Annotated in this window: 18 protein-coding genes and 2 tRNA genes; 10 read left to right on the top strand and 10 right to left on the bottom strand. The window is 67.4% G+C overall.

Going from position 1 to position 20,834, the window contains the following annotated elements:
• The first annotated feature begins 8 nt into the window (after positions 1–8).
• The 5 genes from thrC (at position 9) to DQG15_RS16525 (ending at position 5,644) form a co-directional block, all read left to right on the top strand.
• Positions 9–1,397: a threonine synthase gene (gene thrC, locus DQG15_RS16505; RefSeq protein ID WP_116087160.1), complete on the top strand. Its 1,389-nt coding sequence runs from the start codon at positions 9–11 to the stop codon at positions 1,395–1,397.
• Positions 1,394–2,656, top strand: coding sequence for a pitrilysin family protein (locus DQG15_RS16510; protein ID WP_116087162.1), 1,263 nt, complete (start codon positions 1,394–1,396; stop codon positions 2,654–2,656). Before thrC ends, DQG15_RS16510 begins: the two co-directional genes overlap by 4 nt.
• A complete protein-coding gene (locus DQG15_RS16515; RefSeq protein WP_116087164.1) occupies positions 2,656–3,240 on the top strand; it encodes a GNAT family N-acetyltransferase in 585 nt (194 codons plus the stop codon). Before DQG15_RS16510 ends, DQG15_RS16515 begins: the two co-directional genes overlap by 1 nt.
• Before the next feature lie 108 nt (positions 3,241–3,348).
• Positions 3,349–4,188 carry an MBL fold metallo-hydrolase gene (locus tag DQG15_RS16520; protein WP_116087167.1) on the top strand — a complete coding sequence of 280 codons (840 nt, stop codon included), beginning with the start codon at positions 3,349–3,351 and terminating at the stop codon, positions 4,186–4,188.
• 34 nt (positions 4,189–4,222) lie between these two features.
• Entirely contained in the window at positions 4,223–5,644 is a 1,422-nt protein-coding gene (locus DQG15_RS16525; protein ID WP_116087169.1) for an FAD-binding oxidoreductase, read from the top strand.
• 34 nt (positions 5,645–5,678) lie between these two features.
• Here the strand turns inward: DQG15_RS16525 and DQG15_RS16530 are convergent, their stop codons facing one another.
• On the bottom strand, positions 5,679–6,557 hold the full coding sequence (locus DQG15_RS16530) for an S-methyl-5'-thioadenosine phosphorylase (RefSeq protein WP_116087171.1): 879 nt from the start codon (positions 6,555–6,557) through the stop codon (positions 5,679–5,681).
• Between the two features lie 239 nt (positions 6,558–6,796).
• Between DQG15_RS16530 and DQG15_RS16535 the strand changes: the two genes are divergently transcribed.
• Complete coding sequence (locus DQG15_RS16535; protein WP_116087173.1) at positions 6,797–8,419, top strand: SulP family inorganic anion transporter; 1,623 nt, start codon at positions 6,797–6,799, stop codon at positions 8,417–8,419.
• A 135-nt stretch (positions 8,420–8,554) separates the two neighbouring features.
• Positions 8,555–9,019, top strand: a complete 465-nt coding sequence (locus DQG15_RS16540) for a hypothetical protein (protein WP_116087175.1) — start codon at positions 8,555–8,557, stop codon at positions 9,017–9,019.
• Positions 9,020–9,100: 81 nt separating this feature from the next.
• Here DQG15_RS16540 and DQG15_RS16545 read toward each other — a convergent pair whose 3' ends face one another.
• Positions 9,101–9,703 carry a flavin reductase family protein gene (locus tag DQG15_RS16545; RefSeq protein ID WP_116087177.1) on the bottom strand — a complete coding sequence of 201 codons (603 nt, stop codon included), beginning with the start codon at positions 9,701–9,703 and terminating at the stop codon, positions 9,101–9,103.
• A 93-nt stretch (positions 9,704–9,796) separates the two neighbouring features.
• Between DQG15_RS16545 and DQG15_RS16550 the strand changes: the two genes are divergently transcribed.
• Positions 9,797–10,282: a GNAT family N-acetyltransferase gene (locus DQG15_RS16550; protein WP_116087179.1), complete on the top strand. Its 486-nt coding sequence runs from the start codon at positions 9,797–9,799 to the stop codon at positions 10,280–10,282.
• Positions 10,283–10,304: 22 nt separating this feature from the next.
• Here DQG15_RS16550 and ptsP read toward each other — a convergent pair whose 3' ends face one another.
• From ptsP to DQG15_RS16580, 6 genes are all read right to left on the bottom strand, one after another.
• Positions 10,305–12,548, bottom strand: a complete 2,244-nt coding sequence (ptsP, locus tag DQG15_RS16555) for a phosphoenolpyruvate--protein phosphotransferase (RefSeq protein WP_116087181.1) — start codon at positions 12,546–12,548, stop codon at positions 10,305–10,307.
• 333 nt (positions 12,549–12,881) lie between these two features.
• Positions 12,882–14,120 carry an aspartate kinase gene (locus tag DQG15_RS16560; protein ID WP_116087183.1) on the bottom strand — a complete coding sequence of 413 codons (1,239 nt, stop codon included), beginning with the start codon at positions 14,118–14,120 and terminating at the stop codon, positions 12,882–12,884.
• Positions 14,121–14,433: 313 nt separating this feature from the next.
• Positions 14,434–14,510: transfer RNA gene (locus DQG15_RS16565), tRNA-Pro, on the bottom strand.
• Positions 14,511–14,567: 57 nt separating this feature from the next.
• A complete protein-coding gene (locus tag DQG15_RS16570) occupies positions 14,568–15,701 on the bottom strand; it encodes a glycosyltransferase (RefSeq protein WP_116087186.1) in 1,134 nt (377 codons plus the stop codon).
• Positions 15,701–16,687, bottom strand: a complete 987-nt coding sequence (locus tag DQG15_RS16575; protein ID WP_116087188.1) for a DMT family transporter — start codon at positions 16,685–16,687, stop codon at positions 15,701–15,703. The genes DQG15_RS16570 and DQG15_RS16575 overlap by 1 nt, the downstream gene beginning before the upstream one ends.
• A 135-nt stretch (positions 16,688–16,822) precedes the next feature.
• Positions 16,823–17,152 (bottom strand): hypothetical protein, encoded by a 330-nt coding sequence (locus DQG15_RS16580; protein WP_116087190.1) that lies wholly within the window; start codon positions 17,150–17,152, stop codon positions 16,823–16,825.
• 427 nt (positions 17,153–17,579) lie between these two features.
• Between DQG15_RS16580 and DQG15_RS16585 the strand changes: the two genes are divergently transcribed.
• The gene (locus tag DQG15_RS16585) at positions 17,580–19,265 is read left to right on the top strand and encodes a peptidoglycan-binding domain-containing protein (protein WP_198665178.1); all 1,686 of its coding nucleotides are present in this window, start codon (positions 17,580–17,582) and stop codon (positions 19,263–19,265) included.
• Positions 19,266–19,516: 251 nt separating this feature from the next.
• Here DQG15_RS16585 and ykgO read toward each other — a convergent pair whose 3' ends face one another.
• Positions 19,517–19,642: a type B 50S ribosomal protein L36 gene (gene ykgO / locus DQG15_RS16590; protein WP_005850168.1), complete on the bottom strand. Its 126-nt coding sequence runs from the start codon at positions 19,640–19,642 to the stop codon at positions 19,517–19,519.
• A gap of 84 nt (positions 19,643–19,726) precedes the next feature.
• A tRNA-Val gene (locus tag DQG15_RS16595) sits at positions 19,727–19,801 on the bottom strand.
• Between the two features lie 163 nt (positions 19,802–19,964).
• On the opposite strand from DQG15_RS16595, the gene DQG15_RS16600 reads away from it, so the two are divergent.
• The gene (locus DQG15_RS16600; RefSeq protein ID WP_116087194.1) at positions 19,965–20,831 is read left to right on the top strand and encodes an N-formylglutamate amidohydrolase; all 867 of its coding nucleotides are present in this window, start codon (positions 19,965–19,967) and stop codon (positions 20,829–20,831) included.
• Positions 20,832–20,834: the final 3 nt, after the last annotated feature.

Raw genomic sequence — 20,834 nt, forward strand, 5'->3', positions numbered from 1 at the left:
TAGGACCCATGCAATACGTCTCGACGCGGGGGACAGCCCCCATTCTCGGCTTCGAGGACGCGCTGCTTACCGGCCTCGCGCGCGATGGCGGGCTCTACGTTCCGCAAAGCGTTCCGCACATGGACGCACATGAGATCGCTGCGCTCGCGGGCCTGCCCTACGAGGAAGTCGCCTTCCAGGTCATGCGCCCCTTCATCGGCGACGATTTCAGCGAGGACGAGCTGCGGGGCGCCATAGCGCGGGCCTATTCGGTCTTTGCCCACCCGGCGCGCGCGCCGCTCGTGCAGGTAGCGCCGCAGCATTTCGTCCTCGAGCTGTTCCACGGTCCGACGCTCGCGTTCAAGGATTTCGCGATGCAGCTCATCGGGCAACTCTTCCAGATCGCGATGAAGAAGCGCGGCGAACGGGTCACCATCGTCGGCGCCACCTCGGGCGATACCGGATCGGCCGCGATCGAGGCGTTCCGCGGGCTGGATAACGTCGACATCTTCATCCTCTACCCGCACGGTCGCGTCTCCGAGGTGCAGCGCCGGCAGATGACGACGCCGCCCGAGGCGAACGTCCATGCCGTCGCGGTGGACGGGCATTTCGACGATTGCCAGGCGCTCGTGAAGGACATGTTCAACGATTTCGACTTCCGGGATTCCGTTGGCCTCTCGGCGGTGAACTCGATCAACTGGGGGCGTGTCCTCGCGCAGGTGGTGTACTACTTCACCGCCGCGACCGCCCTCGGCGCGCCGCACCGCGAAGTCGCCTTCACCGTGCCGACCGGCAATTTCGGCGACATCTTCGCGGGGGACATCGCCCGCCGGATGGGCCTGCCGATCCGGGAGCTGGTCATCGCCACGAACAGGAACGACATCCTGCACCGCGCAATGACCACCGGCTCCTACTCCGTCGAGGGCGTGGCACCGACCATGAGCCCCTCCATGGATATCCAGGTTTCCTCCAACTTCGAGCGCGCGCTCTACCTCGCCTCCGGCGGGGACGGGGAGGTCGTGAAGGGCCTGATGGAGGAGCTCAAGGGGCAGGGCAGCTTCAGCATCCCCCAGGGGATCATGGAGGGCCTTCAGGAGCGTTACGCCTCCGGCCGCTGCAGCGAGGAGGAAACGCTGGAAACCATCGCGCGCCTTCACGCGACCACCGGCATGACGCTCTGCCCGCACAGCGCCGTGGGCGCCCGGGTGGCCGAGGATCACGTCTCGGACGTGCCCATGGTCACGCTCGCGACCGCCCACCCCGCGAAATTCCCCGATGCCGTGGAGAAGGCGACGCAGGAGCGCCCGCCCCTTCCACATCGGATGGCGGACCTCTATGACAGGCCTGAGCGCGTGGAGCGTTGCGCCGGCGACCTCCAGGCCATCGAAACCCTCATCAAGGAAAGGCGCGCCGCTTGACCGTCAAGCTGGACCGACTGCCGAACGGACTTCGTATCGTCACCGAGCCCATGCCGGGCCGCGAAAGCGCTGCCATCGGCCTCTGGGTCAATGCCGGGGGGCGTCACGAGCGACCCGAACAGAACGGCATCGCCCATTTCCTCGAACACATGGCCTTCAAGGGGACCGAGCGCCGAAGCGCCGCCCGGATCGCCGAGGAGATCGAGGATGTGGGCGGCTACATCAACGCCTACACCTCCCGCGAGACGACCGCATATTACGCTCGCGTCCTTGCCGCAGACGTGCCGCTGGCGCTCGACGTCATCGCCGATATCGTGCTCAACCCCGCCTTCGCGCAAAGCGAGATCGAGGTGGAGCGCGGCGTGATCCTGCAGGAGATCGGCCAGGCCGCGGACACGCCGGATGACATCATCTTCGACTGGCTTCAGGAGACGGCCTATCCCGGCCAGGCGCTCGGGCGCACGATCCTCGGCCCGTCGGAGCGGGTGGAGCGGTTCGGCCGGGACGACCTGACCCGCTTCGTCGCCGAGCATTACGGGCCGGACCAGCTCATCCTCTCCGCCGCTGGCGCCGTCGATCACGACGCGATCATGCGGCAGGCGGAGGCCCTGTTCGGTCATCTCGCGCCGCGGGGCGGCGGCGAGGTGGACGTGGCCCGGTTCCGCGGCGGCGAGCGGCGCGAGGAAAAGGCGCTTGAGCAGGTGCATTTCACCCTCGCGTTCGAGAGCCCCGGCTACCTGTCCGACGACGTTTATACGAGCCAGGTCTACTCCACGCTCCTCGGCGGCGGCATGTCCTCCCGCCTGTTCCAGGAAGCCCGGGAGAAGCGGGGCCTGTGCTACACGATCTTCGCGCAGGCCGGCGCCTATGCCGACACGGGCATGATCACGATCTATGCCGGGACCGGCGCGCAGGATATCGGCGGTCTCGCGGAGCTGACGGTGGACGAGCTCAGGCGCGTCGGCGGCGACGTCACGGAAGTGGAGATCGCCCGCGCGCGCGCGCAGATCAAGGCCGGCCTGCTGATGGGGCTTGAAAGCACCTCCGCCCGCGCCGAGCGCCTTGCGCGCCTCGTCTCGATCTGGGACCGGGTGCCGCCGCTGGAGGAGACCGTCGCGCGGATCGAGGCGGTGGACCGCGCCCGCGTCGTGACCTTCGCCGAGGGCCTTGCGACGGCCCCGGACGCCGCGCTTGCGCTTTACGGTCCGGGCAAGCTTGCGCCCTCCCTCGCGGAACTGCAGGGCAGGTTGGCGGCCTGATGCGTCTGGCGCGGCGCCGTATCCGGATCCACACCGAGCGGATGCTGCTGCGCCTGCCGGTGCACAACGACTTTCGCGCCTGGACTGCCCTGCGCAGCGACAGCGCCGGCTTCCTCAAGCCATGGGAGCCGGTCTGGGCGGACGACCACCTGACCCGCAAGAGCTTCACCGGCCGTGTCCACTGGTCCCAGCGGAGCCATGATCAGGGCTCCGCGGTGCCCCTGTTCATGATCCGGGCGGAGGACGAGGTACTCCTCGGCGCAATCACCCTCGACAACATCCGCCGCGGCCCGGCCATGGCGGGGACGATCGGCTACTGGATCGGCGCGCCCTTCGCCCGCAGAGGCTACATGAAAGAGGCGATCGAGGCGGTGTGTCACCATGCCTTCGAATCGATGGACCTGTCGCGAATCGAAGCCGCCTGCCTCCCGGAGAACACCGCCTCGCGCGGGGTGCTGGAGAAGTCCGGCTTCAAGTACGAGGGCGTCGCGCAGTCTTATCTCCAGATCGCCGGGCGCTGGCGCAACCATGTGCTCTACGCCAACCTGCGTGGGGACAGGCGCGGCAAGACCCAGGTCGGCTGACGGCAAGCGCGCGCTGCCCGGGCCTCGGCGCACGTACATGTTACCGCAGGTTGAGCGCCAGGCCGTGCAGGCTGAGGGGACGAGCCACCGTCCGAGGAGCCCGGCCCCATGCGACCTCTGCTTGTACTATCCCTGTCTTTGTCCCTGTCGCTCGCGGCGCTTCCCGCCGCCGCGCAGGACAGACGGCCCTCGCACTGCATCGCGCTGGTGCAGGATGCGCCGGACGTCGAGATCATCCAGGCAAACTGGACCGAGCCGGTGCCCGACGAGATGGTCCGGATCACCTATATCGACCATTCGATGTTCTACCTGCAGACGCCGGGCGGCCTTGACGTGGTGACCGACTACAACGGCTACATCGGCGCGCCGGAAGCCGTGCCCGATGTCGCCACCATGAACCACGCGCATTCGTCCCACTGGACGGCCTCCCCCGATCCGCGCATCCCGCATGTGCTGACTGGCTGGGGGGACGCGGCGGGCCCGGCCGACCACCATCTCGACCTCGGCGAAATGCTGGTCCGGAACGTCACGACCGACATTCGCTCGGGCTATACCGGGATCGAGAAGGACGGAAATTCGATCTTCGTCTTCGAGGTGAACGGGCTCTGCATCGGGCATCTGGGGCACCTGCACCATGAGCCGTCGCCCGAGACCTACGCCGCGATAGGCCGACTGGACGTGCTGATGGCGCCGGTCGATGGCGGCCTGACGGTGCCGTTGCCGGTAATGAAGGAGATCGTCTCGCGCCTGCGCTCCTCAATCGTGCTGCCGATGCACTGGTTCTCCGGCGCGTCGCTCGAGCGGTTCCTGTCGGACATGCAGGGCGATTTCGCCATCGACGTCCGGCAGGGCTCCGAGATCGAGGTCTCGCTTCGCACGCTTCCCTCGCGTCCGACCATCGTGGTCCTGAGGCCGGCCCGGCTTCAAAGCGGCGGCGGCGCGCAGTAGGGTCCGCCTCGCAGCAAGACGCGGGGGGACGCAGGTGGCGGGACCAGTGACGAACGAGGCGGAGTCAGAGCTCCGGGCCGCCCTTCCAGCGAGCGCCTTCCGCGATCTCGAACCCCGCTATCTCGAGGAGGGGCGGGGGCTCTGGCACGGCACGGGCGGGCTTCTCATCGCCCCGCAAGATGCCGTGGAACTCTCCGCAGCCATGCGCATCGCCGCACGCCGCCGCGTCTCCGTCATTCCGTATGGCGGCGGGACGGGGACGGTCGGCGGGCAGATCGGGCACGGGCTGGACCGGCCGCTCATCGTCTCGCTGGAGCGGATGACGCGGATCCGTGCGGTTCATCCGGAGGCCAACGTGCTTATCGCCGAGGGCGGTGCGATCCTCGCGGACGTGCACCGCGCGGCGGAAGCGGCGGGACGTCTCTTCCCGCTCTCCCTCGGCTCCGAAGGCTCGGCGCGGATCGGCGGGCTTCTGGGAACGAATGCCGGCGGCACCAACGTCCTGCGCTACGGCAATGCGCGCGAGCTGACCCTCGGCGTCGAGGCGGTGATGGCGGACGGCTCGATCCTGCGCGGGCTGAAGCGCCTCAGGAAGGACAACAGCGGGTATGATCTGCGCGGGCTGCTGGTCGGCTCGGAAGGGACGCTCGGGATCATCACCGCCGCCGCCCTGCGGCTGTTTCCGATCCCGGCCGAGACGGGGGCGGCGATGCTCGTCGTGCGCTCTCCCGAGGCCGCCCTCGCACTTCTGGGACTGGCGCGGGACCGGCTCGGGGAGCAGGTCTCGGGGTTCGAACTGATGGAGCGGACCGGCCTGAGGTTCCTGAAGGAGGCGCTGCCGGATCTGCGCGCGCCCTTCGAGGAGCTGCCGGAATGGTCCGTCCTCGTCGATATCGGGCTGGCCGAGGGGCAGGATGCGACGGAGGCGCTGTCAGGGCTCTACGAGGCCGCCGTTGCAGAGGATCTTGTGACGGACGGCGTCATCGCAGGGAGCGAGGCGCAGCGGCAGGCCTTCTGGGACTACCGCGAGGCGATGCCGCTGGCGAACAGGCATGTGGGCGCGATCTGCTCGCAGGATATCTCCGTGCCGCTGGAGCGGCTGCCGGATTTCATCGAGGCAGGCCGCGCGGCGGTCGCCGAAATCGGTCCGTTCAGGATCAACTGTTTCGGGCATGTCGGCGACGGCAACCTGCACTTCAACGTCTTCGCGCCGGAGGGGGAGAGCCGCGACGCCTATCGCGCGGACGGCACGGATCGACGCCTGACCGCCGCGATCCACGACGTGGTGCACGAGATGGAGGGCTCGATCAGCGCCGAACACGGCGTCGGGCGTCTCAAGGTCGGCGATCTGGAGCGCTATCAGGACCCGGTGAAACTTGCCGCGATGCGCGCGATCAAGCGGGCCCTGGACCCCTCCGGCATCCTCAATCCGGGCGCGGTTCTCAGGGCGGAGTAGAGCGGCCGCGGCGCGCGGGCCTCTCCCCGCAGCGTCAGGCCCCGAGGATGCGCCCGGCCACGGCATCCAGCTTTCCCAGAAGGTCCGGATCGCGCTTGTCCGGCGCCGTCATCACTGCGTGGTCGAGCGCCTGCCCGCAGCCTTCGGGGCAGGGGAACGGGCGATCCCGGAGGAGGGCGGGGAGGCGGGAGATCAGCGCGCGTGCGCGTGCGCCATTGCCCTTCAAAACCTTCAGAACCTCGGCGACGTCCACCTCGGCGTGGTCCGGATGCCAGCTGTCGTAATCGGTGACCATGGCCACGGTGACGTAGCAGAGCTCCGCTTCGCGGGCGAGGCGGGCTTCGGGCATGTTGGTCATGCCGATCACGTCTGCGCCCCAGACCTCGCGGTACATTCTGGATTCCGCGAGGGTCGAGAATTGCGGCCCTTCCATCGCGAGATAGGTGCCGCCGCGGTGAACCTTCGTGCCGTCTGCCTCGGCTGCGGCGGCGCAGACCTCGGCGAGGCGCGGACAGGTCGGATGAGCGAGGCTGACATGAGCCACGCAGCCCGGTCCGAAGAAGCTCTGCGGCCGGCCCTTCGTGCGGTCGATGAACTGGTCGACGACGACGAAGTCGCCCGGCGCCATCTCCTCGCGGAAGGACCCGCAGGCGGAGACGGAAACGAGGTCGGTCACGCCGAGCCGCTTCATCGCGTCGATATTGGCGCGGTAGGGCACGCTTGCGGGGTCGTGGACATGGCCGCGGCCATGGCGGGGCAGGAAGGCCATGGGGACGCCGGCCAGAGCTCCCGTCAGGATCGCGTCGGACGGATCGCCCCAGGGCGTCGTCACCTCTCGCCACTCGGCACCCTCCAGCCCCTCGATCTCGTAAAGGCCGCTGCCGCCGATCACGCCGATCATCGTCTCGCCCATTCCCGCCCCGCTTTGATGATGTCCCTTTGAGAGGGAGCCTAGAAAGTGACGCACCGGGTTGGAAGGGCGGTCGGTCATGGAGGCCCCGCGTGGCGCGAAAGTCGCAGGATAGGGGTTTTGCGGTGCAGAAAAATGTGGCAGGGGCTCTTCAAATCCTCCGACATCCCCGGATCGTCCCGCCGTGCCCCGTCATCCGAGGGCGAACCGGCGTCCGGGCATCGCTTGTGAAAGGTAGTCCGATGGCCCGAGCCCTCCTTGCCAATCTCGCCGACCGGGTGAGCGCGCCGACGGGCGTGCCGGGCCGGATGAGCCCGTCCCAAGCGAAGACCGAAGTGCTGTCCGGCCTCACGGTCGCTCTGGCGCTGGTACCCGAAGCCGTGGCCTTCGCGTTCGTTGCCGGTGTCGCGCCGCTCGTCGGTCTCTATGCGGCCTTCATCGTGGGTCTGATCACGGCGCTCATCGGCGGGCGGCCCGGCATGATCTCGGGCGCCACCGGCGCGCTTGCCGTCGTCATGGTCTCCCTCGTCGCCGAGCATGGCGTGGAGTACCTCTTCGCCGCCGTGGTGCTGATGGGGATCCTCCAGCTCCTCGCCGGTATCTTCCGCCTGGGCAAGTTCATCCGTCTCGTCCCGCATCCGGTCATGCTCGGCTTCGTCAACGGCCTCGCCATCGTCATCTTTCTCGCCCAGCTCAGCCAGTTCCAGGTGCCGGGCAGCGCGGAGGTCACGGGGCACGGCACCTCCGGCGGCGAATGGCTGTCGGGCGTGCCGCTGATGCTGATGCTGGCGCTCGTCGCGCTGACCATGGCCGTGATCTGGGCGCTGCCGAAGCTCACCACGGCCATTCCAGCGCCGCTCGCGGGCATCGGCATCACCGCGCTGATCGTGATCCTCTTCGGGATCGACGTGCCGCGCGTGGGCGATCTGGCCTCGGTGCAGGGCGGCCTTCCGGCGTTCCACATTCCCATGGTCCCGCTGACCTGGGAGACCTTCACGATCATTGCGCCCTATGCGCTCATCCTCGCCGCCATCGGCCTGATCGAGAGCCTGCTGACGCTGAACCTCGTGGGCGAGATCGTCGGTGAGCGGGGCGGCTCCTCCAAGGAATGCGTGGCTCAGGGCGTCGCCAATACCGTGACCGGCTTCTTCGGCGGCATGGGCGGCTGCGCGATGATCGGCCAGTCGATGATCAACGTCAAATCGGGTGGGCGCACGCGCCTTTCGGGCGCGTCGGCCGCGATCTTCCTGCTGATCTTCATCGTTGCCGCCTCACCGCTGATCGAGCAGATCCCGCTCGCGGCGCTGGTCGGCGTGATGTTCATGGTCGTCATCGGCACCTTTGCGTGGAAATCGCTCACGATCCTGCTCAAGGTGCCGGCTGCCGATGCGCTCGTCATCGTCCTCGTGACGGTGACGACGGTCCTGACGGACCTCGCCATCGCCGTCGTCGTGGGGGTCATCGTCTCGGCGTTGACCTATGCCTGGCAGAACGCCGTCCGCATCCGGGCCAAGACTTACTACACGCCCGAGGGGGCCAAGGTGTACCAGGTGCAGGGGCCGCTCTTCTTCGGCTCGGTCGAGGGGTTCACCGAACTGTTCGATATCCCCGAGGATCCCGGCCGCGTCATCGTCGACTTCGCCGACAGCCGCGTCGCCGACCAGTCCGCCCTGACCGCGATCGAGGCGCTGGCGAAGAAGTATGAGGATGCGGGCAAGCGCATCGAGCTGCGCCACCTCAGCCGCGACTGCCATCGCCTTCTGCAGAAGGCCGGGCAGCTCATGACGGACAGCGACGACGATCCCGAATACGGCGTGGCGGCGGATTACCAGGTGCGGACCGGGGTGCTCGCCGGCGGCCACTGAGCGCGCGGCCGGCCCATCCTCGCAAGTCCGTGAGACGACATAATTTCGTCATCCCCCGGGAACCGAACCGGGGGACTCGCTCTTGTCAATCCGAAGGGCGGCGCCGCCGCTGCACACCGATAGGAGTACGATACGATGAAACGTTTCATGATTACGACTGCACTGGTTCTCGGCACGTCCACGATGGCCTTCGCCCAGGATGCCGAAGTCGCCGGCCCGACCGGAACCGATCAGCTCCGCGATACGGTCGCCCAAGAACTCGCGACGGTGGCGCCCGAGGTTGACGTCGATGCGCTGACCCCGCGCCAGCTGTCCGCGCTCTACGTGATCCTGTCCTCCGAGGACATGGCGCTCGAGAAGCAGAACGCTGTCGAGTCCATCGTCGCTGACAGCCAGTACGAGATGGACATGGAAGACCCGATGTACATGACGATGGGTCAGTCCACCCAGATCCGTGAGTACGTGTCCAGCGAGCTGGCCATCCGCAACTACGATGTCGACACCGCCACGCTGTCGGACGAGCAGGTTTCCACGCTCTACGCGATCCTGTCCTCCGGCGACGATGCCGACGCGACCGAAATCGAAGCTGTCATCGAGTAATCGATACTTCTTCGTGTGTTCAGGGAAAGGGTGCCTTCGGGCACCCTTTTTCTTTGTGTAGGATACGCTCCGGTTTCTGCCTTAACCGGGCCGGGTCATCTGGAACACTTCGCTCACCGCGGCATAATCCTGATACCCGCAGCGGGCGAGCGCGCGATAGCTCGTGATGTCGAAGATCCCGTCCTTCAGGCAATCGTCCCGCATGTGGATGCCGGTCACGACACCGAACGCGACGAGATTGGTCTCCCCCGGCAGCCGGATGATCTCGGTCAGCCGGCATTCGAGGCTCGCCGGCGCCGCGGCCACGCGGGAGCAGGCGATGGTCTCGCATTCGGCGCGCTCCAGCCCGGCATGGTCGAACTCGTCGACCTCCTTCGGAAGCGGTCCCGAAGAGGCGTTCATCGCGTCCTTCAGAGCGAAATTCACGATGTTCACGCAGAAGACGCCGCTGTCGCGGATGTTCGCCATGCTGTCCTTCGTTCCCTCCCGGTCGGGCTTGGCCGATGTCGAGGAGAACATGACCTGCGGCGGGCTATAGGCCACGGCGTTGAAGAAGGAATACGGCGCCAGATTCTCGTGGCCATCCGTGCCGCGCGTGCTGATCCATCCGATGGGGCGGGGGGACACGATTGCGCTGAAGGGATTGTGCGGCAGGCCGTGGCCGTTCGAAGGTTCGTAGAACATTGGGGCTCCTGTCTTTGCGGCCGACCGTAGCGCATGCTAGTGGCACCGCCAGCCGAAATTCCGAAAAAGCGGGGAGAGCGGGTGCCTTACGTGATGGCCGAGGAAGAGGCCGGGGACGGCTGGGAGGTCGAGGCGCTGCTCGATACGTGCTTTGCGCCCGGACGCGAGGCGCTGAGTTCCTATCGCTTGAGGAACGGTGTGCCGCCGGTCCGTGACCTCTGCCTGACCGTTCGGGACGGGGACGGCATCCTCGCGGGGGCGATCCGCGCCTGGCCGGTGCGCATTGCAGGCCATGCCGCCGCGCTCATCGGTCCCGTCGCCGTCCACCCCACCCGGCAGGGGGAGGGGCTGGGGGCGATGATGGTGCGGGAAGTGCTGCTCCTATCCCGCAAGGAAGGCTGGCGCCGGACCCTCCTCGTCGGCGACGCCCCGTATTACGGCCGCTTCGGCTATCGCAGATTGGATGGCGTTGTCATGCCGCCTCCGACGAACCCGGAGCGCGTTCTCGGGACTGGCGAGTGGGGCGGTGTCGCTGGACCGGTCGAGAAATGGGTGGAGTCCGCGGCCCCTGGCGCCTGAGACGGCTTCGACCGGGACAGGTTCAGCCCAGATCCCCGAGCCATTCCATCATGTCGGCGCGGACGCTCTGCACGCCCGACTGGCGCGCATCCTGGATGAGGTCCCGCACCTCTTCGAGGTTGCTGCGGCGCAGGAGGTGCTTCACCGGCCCGATGGAAGCGGGCCGCATGGAAAGCGACCGGAAGCCGATCGCGGCGAAGCAGACCGCTTCGAGCGGACGCCCGGCATCCTCGCCGCAGAAGGACAGCGGCGTCCGCGTTTCCTCGCAGCGGCGCACGATGCCCTCCAGGAACGTCAGGAAGGAGAGGTTGAGCGTGTCGTAACGACGGCGGACGAGTTCGTTCTCCCGGTCGGCGGCGAAGAAGAACTGCTTCAGATCGTTGCCGCCGACGGAAATGAAGTCCGCCTCCTCGAAGAACCGACGTGGCGCGAAGGCCAGCGACGGCGTCTCGAGCATCGCGCCGATCTCGACGCTTTCCGGCAGGACATGGCCCATGGCCTCTTCCCGCTCGAGCTGGTCGAGAAGGTGGCGCCGTGCTTCGGAGAACTCTTCGTACTGCGCGATGAAGGGGAACATGACCGAAAGCGGCCGCCCGTTCGCCGCCCGGATCAGGGCCTGAAGCTGCATCCGCAGGACGCCCTTGCGGTCGAGCCCCACGCGGATCGCGCGCCAGCCCAGGGCCGGGTTCGGCTCGTCCTGCGGCTTCATGTAGGGCAAGACCTTGTCCGACCCGATGTCGAGGGTGCGGAACACGACGGGCCGCTCGCCGGCGGCGTCCATCACCCGGGCGTAGAGCGCCGCAAGCTCGGCCCGGCGGGGCACCTTGTTGCGCACGAGGAACTGAAGCTCCGTGCGGAACAGGCCCACGCCCTCCGCTCCGCTCGATTTCAGGCTCGGCAGGTCGGCCATCAGGCCGGCATTCATGTGCAGCGCGATGGTGGGGCCGTAGACGGTCGTCGCTGGTACGCGGCGGATCGAGGCGTAGCGCTCCTGTGCCTTGGCCTGCATCGCCATCTTGTCGCGGAACGCGTTGCGGACGTACTCGTCCGGCCTGAGATGGACGATGCCCTGCTCCCCGTCGACGAGGATGGGATCTCCCGAGAGGGCCTCCACGGTGATTCTCTTGGCGTTGATGACCAGCGGGATCGCGAGCGCCCGGGCAACGACGGTGGCATGGCTGCCGACCGAGCCCTCCTCCAGCACGATGCCCCGAAGGGAGCGGCCATAGGCCAGAAGCTCGCCGGGACCGATGTTGCGCGCGATCAGGATCGGGTTCTCGGGCATTTCCACGCCCGTATCGGCGCCCTGGCCCGTCAGGAGCCGGAGAAGCCGGTTCGACAGATCGTCGAGATCCTGAAGCCGTTCGCGCAAGTAGGCATCGAGAACGCGCGACATTCTGGCACGGGCGGCGGATTGTTCCTTCTCGACGGCAGCCTCGGCGGAGAGGCCCCGGCCGATATCCTCTTCCATGCGGGAGACCCAGCCCTTCGACTGGCTGAGCATCTGGTACGCTTCGAGCACCTGCCGCTGATCGCTTTCGGCGGACCCGAGGCCGACCAGCATCTCCTCGATGGAGGTGTTGAGCGCGGCGATCGCGTCCCGCAGGCGCTTGCGCTCGATGTCACTGTCATCGGCGAACGGATTGGTGACGACCACGCGCGGCTCGTGAAGGAAGGCGCGGCCCTCGGCGGTGCCCTCCTGCGCGATGTTGCCCCTCAGGAGGACTGATTGCTGGTGCGGAGCGGCGAGAGCCGCACCCTCGCCGACAAAGGCGCCGAGTTCGTTCATCTCCGCCAGGACCATGGCCACGACCTCGACGGCATAGACCTCGTCGTCCGAATGCTTCCGGCTCTCGCGGGACTGCACGACGAGGACGCCAAGCCGCTCCCCGAGGCGCTGGATCGGCACGCCGAGGAAGGAGGAATAGATCTCCTCCCCGGTCTCCGGCATGTACCGGAATCCACGCTCCTTGGTCGCATCGGCGGAATTGATCGGCTGGGTGCGCAGGGCGACGCGGCCGACGAGACCCTCGCCGAGGCGCATCCGCGTTTCGTGGACGGCCTCTTCCTTCAGGCCCTCGGTGGCACAGAGCTCCAGCGTGTCGGCATCGCGGAAGAGGTAGATCGAGCAGACGGGCGTGTTCATCTCCTCGGCGATGAGGCGCACGATCTTGTTCAGCCGCTCCTGCCCTTCGGCGGGTTCGGCAAGCACCTGCTTCAGTCGCCCAAGCAGTCGCCGGCTGGCGCTTTCGCTTCTGTCGCTCATAGTTCGAGGTCGCTCTGCATCCTCACTCCCGCACCTGACATAGAGCACCGTCGCTGCGGAGAAAAACAGAACCGTACGGTTCATCGCGAATTTCTATGGCGACGGGCACCGCGGGACCTTTGTGCGCCGAAAGGCGGCATCGGGCGCAATTACGAGGCAAAAGAGCGGCGTTGACCCGCGCACCCGCCGCCAAGGCGCCAGAGAAGGCGTCCGGCTAGAGTGCCGCCCAGGGCGGCCCAGACGACGAACAGGGCCAGCTGCAGGGCCAGGAGACGCCGGACTTTGCCGCGCGCCAATCCCTTCAGCGGCGAACGGGAATCCGCCCCCGGACGATCAGGCCGCCTTGTCGAGGCCGAAGGCGTCGTGAAGGGCCTGAACGGCGAGTTCGAGGTACTTGCGGTGGATCAGCACCGAAATCTTGATCTCCGACGTGGTGATGACCTTGATGTTGATCCCCTCGGAGGAGAGGCACTCGAACATCTTGGCGGCGACGCCCGCATGGCTGCGCATCCCGATGCCGACGACGGAGATCTTGCACACATCGGTATCGGCCACGAGATCCGCGAAGTTGACGTCGCCCCTGTCGCGGGAGCCGGCGAGCGCCTTCTCCGCGTGCTTCACCTGATCGACGGGGCAGGAGAACGTCATGTCCGTCCGGCCCTCCTCGGAGATGTTCTGGACGATCATGTCCACGTTCACCCCGGCCTCGGCGAGCGGGCCGAAGATCGCCGCGGCGATGCCCGGCCGGTCGGCAACCGAAATGAGGGTCATCTTCGCTTCGTCGCGGCTATAGGCGATGCCGGAGACCACATTGCTTTCCACGATATCCTCCTCGGGGCAGACGAGCGTGCCCGCATCGGCTCCATTGTCCTCGAAGCTCGACAGGACCCGCAGGCGCACATTGTAGCGCATCGCAAGTTCGACCGAGCGGGTCTGCAGCACCTTTGCGCCGAGCGATGCGAGTTCCAGCATCTCCTCGAACGCGATCCGGTCGAGCTTCCGCGCCTTGTGGGAGATGCGGGGATCGGTCGTGTAGACGCCGTCCACGTCGGTATAGATGTCGCAGCGCTCCGCTCCGAAGGCGGCGGCGAAGGCGACGGCGGTGGTGTCCGAGCCGCCCCGTCCGAGTGTCGTGATCCGTCCCTCGGGAGAGATCCCCTGGAAGCCCGCAACCACGGCCACGCGCATGCCGGAGGCGAACCGGGCGTTCAGATTGTCCGTCGGGATGCTTTCGATCCGGGCCGAGGCATGGGCGCTGTTGGTCAGGAGCGGAACCTGCCAGCCCTGCCAGGAGCGGGCGTTGACGTCCATTTCCTGCAAGGTCAGGGCCATGAGCCCGGCGGTCACGTTCTCGCCCGAGGAGACGACGGCATCGTATTCGCGGGCATCGTAGAACGGTGAGGTCTCGTTGACCCAGCCCACCAGCTCATTGGTCTTGCCGGACATCGCCGAAACGATGACGATCACGTCATACCCGTTCGCCACCTCGCGCCCGACGCGCTTGGCGGCCCGCCGGATGCGGTCCAGAGTGGCGACCGATGTGCCGCCGAATTTCATCACGAGTAGCGGCATGTCTCGCCTGCGCCCTTCTGATCCGGGCGGGGATAGGGCAGCCCGCGCCGCGAGGCAAGAGGTGCGGGGTCGGTTGAAGAACTTCGCGTGCGACGCAGGTCAGACGAGCACTTTCAATCGTGAACGGAGGGGGCCGGGGAGGATACCTGTTCATTGCGAAACCGGCAGAACGCGGGCCACTTGGGCGCCGGGATCTTCGCCGTCTCGGCGGCTCTGTTGGGGAAAGCTGCGCCTATGCTCGTCACGGCCCGGGCCTCGCTCGATCCCAGTGACCGACGAGGAGGCTATCGTGACAATCTGCAGCTGATGTAATTGGTCGGAGTGGCGAGATTCGAACTCACGACCCCTGCCTCCCGAAGACAGTGCTCTACCAGGCTGAGCTACACTCCGACCGTGGCGCGGGGGGTAGCCTGTGGCGCGGGGAATGACAAGGGGTTTGAGTGTCCCTTACGCTAGGGTTTTTCTCATATGCGTCTCGAGCTCGGCCAGGAGGGTGCGCTTGTCGAAGCGTGCGAGGGCCGTGGCGCGGGCGGCGGTGGACATCTTCCGGATCCGGGGGCCGAGATGAAGGCCGTAGGCGATGGCCTGCGCGAAGCCTTCCGCGTCATGCTCGTCGACGAGGAAGCCTGTCTCGCCCTCTTCGATCGCGTCCGGGATGCCGGCATGTCGGGTGGAGATGGTCACCGCGCCGGCGGAGAGCGCTTCCTGAATGGCGGTCGGCATTCCTTCGGTGTCCCCGTCCGGGCCGGTGACCGAGTGCTGCAAGAAGAACTCGGCGCGGGACAGCAGCGCACGGACCGCGTCATGGGGCAGGCGGCCGTGAAAGGTGATCCGGTCCCCGGCGCCAAGCTCTTCGGCCAGGGCGCGGCACGGTTCCATGAGCGGGCCGTCTCCCACGATGTCGAGCTTCGTGTGGGGGAGGTCGCGCGTGGCGTTTGCGAAGGCGCGAATGGTGACCTGGGGCGCCTTCTTCGGCACGAGGCGGCCCACCGCGAGGAAACGCCCCGGGACCTTCTCATCGGGCACGAAGAGATCGGTCTCCACGCCGGAGGGAATCACGCGCGTGTTGGGATGCGTGGCGCCTGCGCGGGCGAGGTTGTCCACAAGATGCCGGGACACCGCGAAGATGCCGGCGAGATAGGGCATGAGCCGCCGGTAGTCCCGCGCCTGCTTGGCGGTCTGGAGCGAGCGGGACGCGTCCGAGCCGCGGAAATAGGTGAAGCAGGGGATGCCCAGATCGGATGCGAGAGGCGCGAGGACGAGGGCCTGGGTGCCGTACTCGGTCAGGATCACCTCGACTCCCTCGCGCTTGAGGAAAGCCGCGATGGCGGCTCGGTCCCGCCCGGCGGGGACCTGCGTCGAGCCGTGACGGAGGAGGTTGCGGGCCTGCCCCGGAAGGGATGCGAGGGCGGCAAGGCCCGTCGCTGGGCGGCGGACATGGATCGGGCGGTGATGCACGTCCTCCCCCCTGCGGCGGGCGCAGAGGATGACCGTGTCGCCGCCGAAGAGATGGCCGATATGGTGGTTGATGAAGGTCTCGCCGGGATTGTGGTAGGTTCCCATCGCGATGCAGGTCCGCATTAGCGCTCCTCCGGATCCCCGGTTTCCGTCCGCCCCTTGCGCATCATCAGAAGGCCAGAGCGAAGGAAGGTGCCCGTTTCGGGCCGGAGGCGCATCCGCAGGACCGGGCGGTTCTCCGACGCACCGGCCGTGCCTTCGCGCAGGACGATGTAGATGCCGCTGGCGATGATGATCCCGGCGCCGATCATGGTCCAGCGGTCCGGACGCTCGGAGAAGAAGAGGGCCCCGTAGAGCGTGGCCCAGATGATCTGAGAATACTGCATGGGCGCGACGATCACCGCCTCCCCGCGCTTGTAGGCGGAGATGATGAGGGAGGTCGCGCCGAAGGCCATGACCGAGATCAGGGCGAGCAGCCCCAGATGCGCCGCCGGCATGGGTTCGTAGACGAAGGGTAGAGCGGCGCCCATCACCACCACGTTGGCCAGCATCGGGTAGAGAATCAGGACGACGCTGCGCTCCTCCCGCCCGATCCTGCGCACGATGACGGCGGAGAGGGCGGTGCCGACAGCGGTGACGAGGGCCGCGGCATGGCCGAGGCTGAGGGTCGTGGCGCCGGGACGCAACACAACGAAAACACCGCAGAGCCCGACGATGACGGCGCACCAGCGTTTCAGGCGAACCGTTTCGCCCAGGATGGGAACCGAGAGGATCGTGACGAGAAGCGGTGCGGCGAAGATCAGGGCGTAAACCTGCGTGAGCGGCAGCGTCGAGAATGCATAGAAGGCCGACACGCCCCCCGCGACGCCGGAGATGGCACGCAGGAGGTTCCACCAAGGATGGATCGGGCGCAGGTGGCCGTCCACCGGGTCCGAAATCAGCATCAGCGTGGCGAGGGGGAAGTTGAAGAGGACCGAGAAGAAGACGATCTGCACCGCGGAGTAGCTCGCGCCGAGATATTTCACCCCGAGGTCATGGGTCGCCCAGACGGCGAAGGCCGCGAGCGCGAGCAGAGCGCCGGAGCGGTTGGAATGGACGGGTTCGGACATGAGCGGGATCCCAGCGAAGCGGATGGGCCGGCACCGCTTCTGCACCGCTCCCGGCCGTCGTGCAAGCCGCTGTGCCAAAGGGGCGGGAGAGGGTAGAGCAACCGCCGCGCAAGCTGCGGGGCTCCGTACGGTCCATCAGTCCGGTTTGTTCCAGAGCGTGAGAATGACGCCCGTGATCGCCGCGAGCGCCAGCGTTCCGGCAACGGAGAGGCTGCACCTCAGACCCGCCAACGCAAGGAGGAAGGTTGCCGAGCCCGCCAGGCCTGCGGGGAGGAGGAGGGCGACACCGGGCTCGCCGCGCCCGCCCGCCGCCCTTGCCGGGAGGGCGTGATCCTCCGGCTCCTCGGTTTCCGCATCCGGAACGGACGTAAGGATACGCTCGCGCGCACGCTCGTAGGCCGCCTTGCTCAGGCCGCCCGAGAGCCGCATCCGCTCCAGTTCCCTCAATTCCTCGATCAGCGTCATGTGCCTGTGTCTCTAACCGGACTGGAGCAATGCCTCCGGAATGTGGTCCTCTCTGGGCAAGGGATGGGGAAACGCGAGCCAGGGTAAACGGCAGGCCCGGGCGCCCGGGCCGGTGACACGGGGGGAAAGGGGAAGCTCTTCCACGGCGCAATTCGAGGCCGCTCGGGGCCTGATTGTGGGTCGCCCGGTGAAGGCGAGGGCGCTGCCGGACGCCGGGAGAGGACCCTCCGGCCGATGGCAGCGCTCGACGTCGGGGCTCCGAAGGTCATTGAATCAAAGGGCCACGAGACGGCCTGAGGGCGGGAAAGCACACCCCTATCCGCTGTCATCCCTGCGCTATTTGATAACGCGGCACCCGACTATAGCCTTCATGGCGAGCATACCGGCCAGGGCCGGACCCGTCACATCCATGGGAGGACTGCCCGCCATGATCTCTCGACTCTGCCTCGTCGCCGCCGCCGGGATCGCGCTGATCCACGGCGCAGCCCGCGCCGATCAGGCCCTCGTTCTCGGCGCCCCGGAGCCGGCCCGCGCCGGTCTTTTCACCGGCAGCGGCATGCCCGACGTGGCGCAGGGCCTGCGCGATGCGGGATTCACCGTAACGGCCGGAACCGGGGGGCGCGTGGAGGACATGCGCACCTCGCTGTCGGAAACGCTGACCGAGTTGGAGGACGGGGAGCGCCTCGTCATCCATCTGACGGGCCGATTCGTGCGTAGCGGACGGGAGAGCTGGATCCTCGCCGATCGCTACGACCTGCCGGCGCGCGGCAATCTCAACCTCGCGACGGTGGGGGGCGTGGGCCTCTCCCTCACCACGGTGCTGGAAATTGCCGGGCGCGTGCCGGGCGGCGCGGTGGTGGCGCTCGGCGTCGAGGAGGACGATCTCGATCTCGGACGCGGGCTTTCGGATGGGGTCAGGTTGGGCACCGTGCCGCAGGGCGTGACCGTCCTGCGCGGCGAGCCCGAAGACATGGCGCGATTCGTGGCGCGGGACCTGACCGAGCCGGGCCGCAGCCTCGCCGCGTCCATCGGGTCGGTGGAGGGCATCTCGGCGGACGGCTTCGTGTCGGACCGGCTGATCTTCCAGACCGAAGAGCGGCGGGAAGCGGATACCGAGACCGGCTCTTCGCAGGCCGAGATCGCCGCCGAGGTCGAGCGGGCGATCTGGGAGGCTTCTCAGGAGCAGGACACGCTCGCGTCCTACCAGGGCTATATCGAACGCTATCCGCGCGGCACCTTCGCGACGCAGGCGCGATCCGCCATCGAGGCCATCGAATCTGAGCCCAACCGGGATCAGCGTCTGCAGGAGGAGGCCCTCGGGCTGTCCCGCGACGAGCGCAGGCAGATCCAGCAGAGCCTGACCGTTCTCGATTACGAGCCCCGCGGGATCGACGGGATCTTCGGCCCGGGCACCCGCGGCGCGGTGAGCCGGTTCCAGCGGCAGAACGGCTTTCCGGAAACCGGCTATCTCGACCGGCGGCAGATCGAGCGACTGACGCTGCAATCCGAACGGCGGCAGGCCCGGAACGAGGCGGAGGCCGAGCGCCGTCGTCTCGAGGCGGAGCAGCAGGACCGCGCGACCTGGGACGCCACCGGCGCCGGCGGGGACGAGGCCGGGCTTCGCACCTATCTCGAGCGCTATCCCGACGGGCTCTATTCCGATATCGCTGAAGCGCGACTGGGCGCGATCGAGGAGAGCAAGCGGGCCGAAGCCGAGGAGCGCGACCGCGCCGCCTGGGATCAGGCGGCCGATACGGCGACGATTCCCGCCTATCGCGCCTATCTCGAGACGTTCCCCGAGGGCGCGTTCAACGAGGAGGCGCGATCCCGGATCGCGGCGCTCGTCGAGGAAAGCAGCGACGGGCGGCGCGAGGCGGAGACTGCCGAGCAGGCCCTGCCGCTCAACCCGATCACCCGCTCCCTGGTCGAAAAGCGGCTGGACCAGCTCGGACTGGAGCCGGGTCAGCTCGACGGTCGGTTCGACGACGACACCCGCCGCGCCATCCGACGCTTCCAGCGCGATCGGGATATCGAGATCACGGGCTATCTGACCGAAGAGACGCTCGCCCGAATGCTGGCGGATGTGGGCCAGCTGTTCCTCGGCGGAAGATGAGGGGGAGGGCTTCGGCCTGATCCGGGCCGGCAGGAAGAGCGTCGGCCCGCTGCGGCCGGCGCGACCTTCCCCCGCCTCTCAAGGAGATCAGATGGGATCGTGGGCGAGGGAGGCGTCGGCGGGATCCACGCCGATCCGCGCCGGTCAGCCTTGCGGGCACACGCGACCTGGACGCGGGATTGATCAGACAAAAAAAGAGGGCCGCTCCGGCGAGGGAGCGGCCCTTCTTTGCACCAGACCGGTGCGCTCGATCAGCCCTGGCGGGCCTTGAAGCGGCGCTGGGTCTTGTTGATGACGTAGACGCGGCCCTTGCGGCGCACGACACGGCAATCCCGGTGCCGGTTCTTCAGCGAGCGGAGCGAATTGCGGACCTTCATCAGGACCTCTCCTCAAACTGCGGCGCCCTTGGTTGTGCGCGCCCGGTTGCGTTCATGGCCCCCGCGTGGCGGGCCGGCGAATAATGGTGGGCGGTACTGGGATCGAACCAGTGACCCCTACGATGTCAACGTAGTGCTCTACCGCTGAGCTAACCGCCCGTGCCACAGCTCTTTTCCTTTGTCCCAAGCTTCCGTCGGAAGCAAAGGACGCGGGATCGGTGCCGCGTCGGTGGAGCGCTCTATAAAAGCATCGCGGAGGGGGTTCAAGGGGTTTCCGCACCGATAAAAAAACCGCATCATCTTCTGACAAGGGGAGAGGATCATGACGCAGGCGCCGTTCCGGATCGAACGTCCGACGAGAGCGACCACGGCCACCATTTTCGCCTCTCCCCATAGCGGGCGGGATTACCCGCCGTCGTTCCTGCGCCGGGTGATTCTCGACGAGCTGTCGGTTCGCTCCTCGGAGGACGCTTTCATGGACGAACTCGTGAGCGCCGCACCGTCCTGCGGCGCGACCCTGATCGCGGCCAATGTGCCGCGGGCCTACATCGATCTCAATCGCGGTCCGGACGAACTCGATCCCGGGGTGGTGCAGAACGTTCGCGGATCCGGAAACAATCCGCGGATCGGTTCGGGCCTGGGCGTGATTCCCCGCGTCGTCTCGAACGGGCGGGCGATCTATAGCGGCAAGATCGAACTGGCCGAGGCGAAGGCGCGTATCGCCGATTTCTGGCAGCCCTACCACGCCGCACTGGCCGCCGAGATCGAAAGCGCGAAGCGCGCGCACGGGATCGCGATCCTGTTCGACATGCACTCGATGCCGCACGAGGCGATCGATGCAGGGCTGCGCGCGGGCGGGCGTCCGCCGCAGGTCGTGCTCGGGAACCGCTTCGGCGCGGCCTGCGGCGGCGATATCATGCAGCGGATCGAGGCCATCTTCCGGAAAGAGGGGTTTCGGGTCGCGCTCAACGTCCCGTTCGCCGGTGCTTATGTGACGCAGCAATACGGGCGACCCGCGCGCAACCAGCATGCCGTGCAGATCGAGATCGACCGCAGTCTCTACATGGACGAGGCTCGGATCGAGAAAGGGCCGGAGTTCGACGCCTTTCGCGAGCGGATGTCTGGAATCGTCCGCAAGCTCGCCGATCTCGGCCGGCCGGCTCAATCCGTTTCGCTGGCCGCGGAGTAGCCG

The sequence above is a fragment of the Tropicimonas sp. IMCC34011 genome (genome assembly GCF_003390865.1).
Lineage (GTDB): Bacteria > Pseudomonadota > Alphaproteobacteria > Rhodobacterales > Rhodobacteraceae > Tropicimonas_B.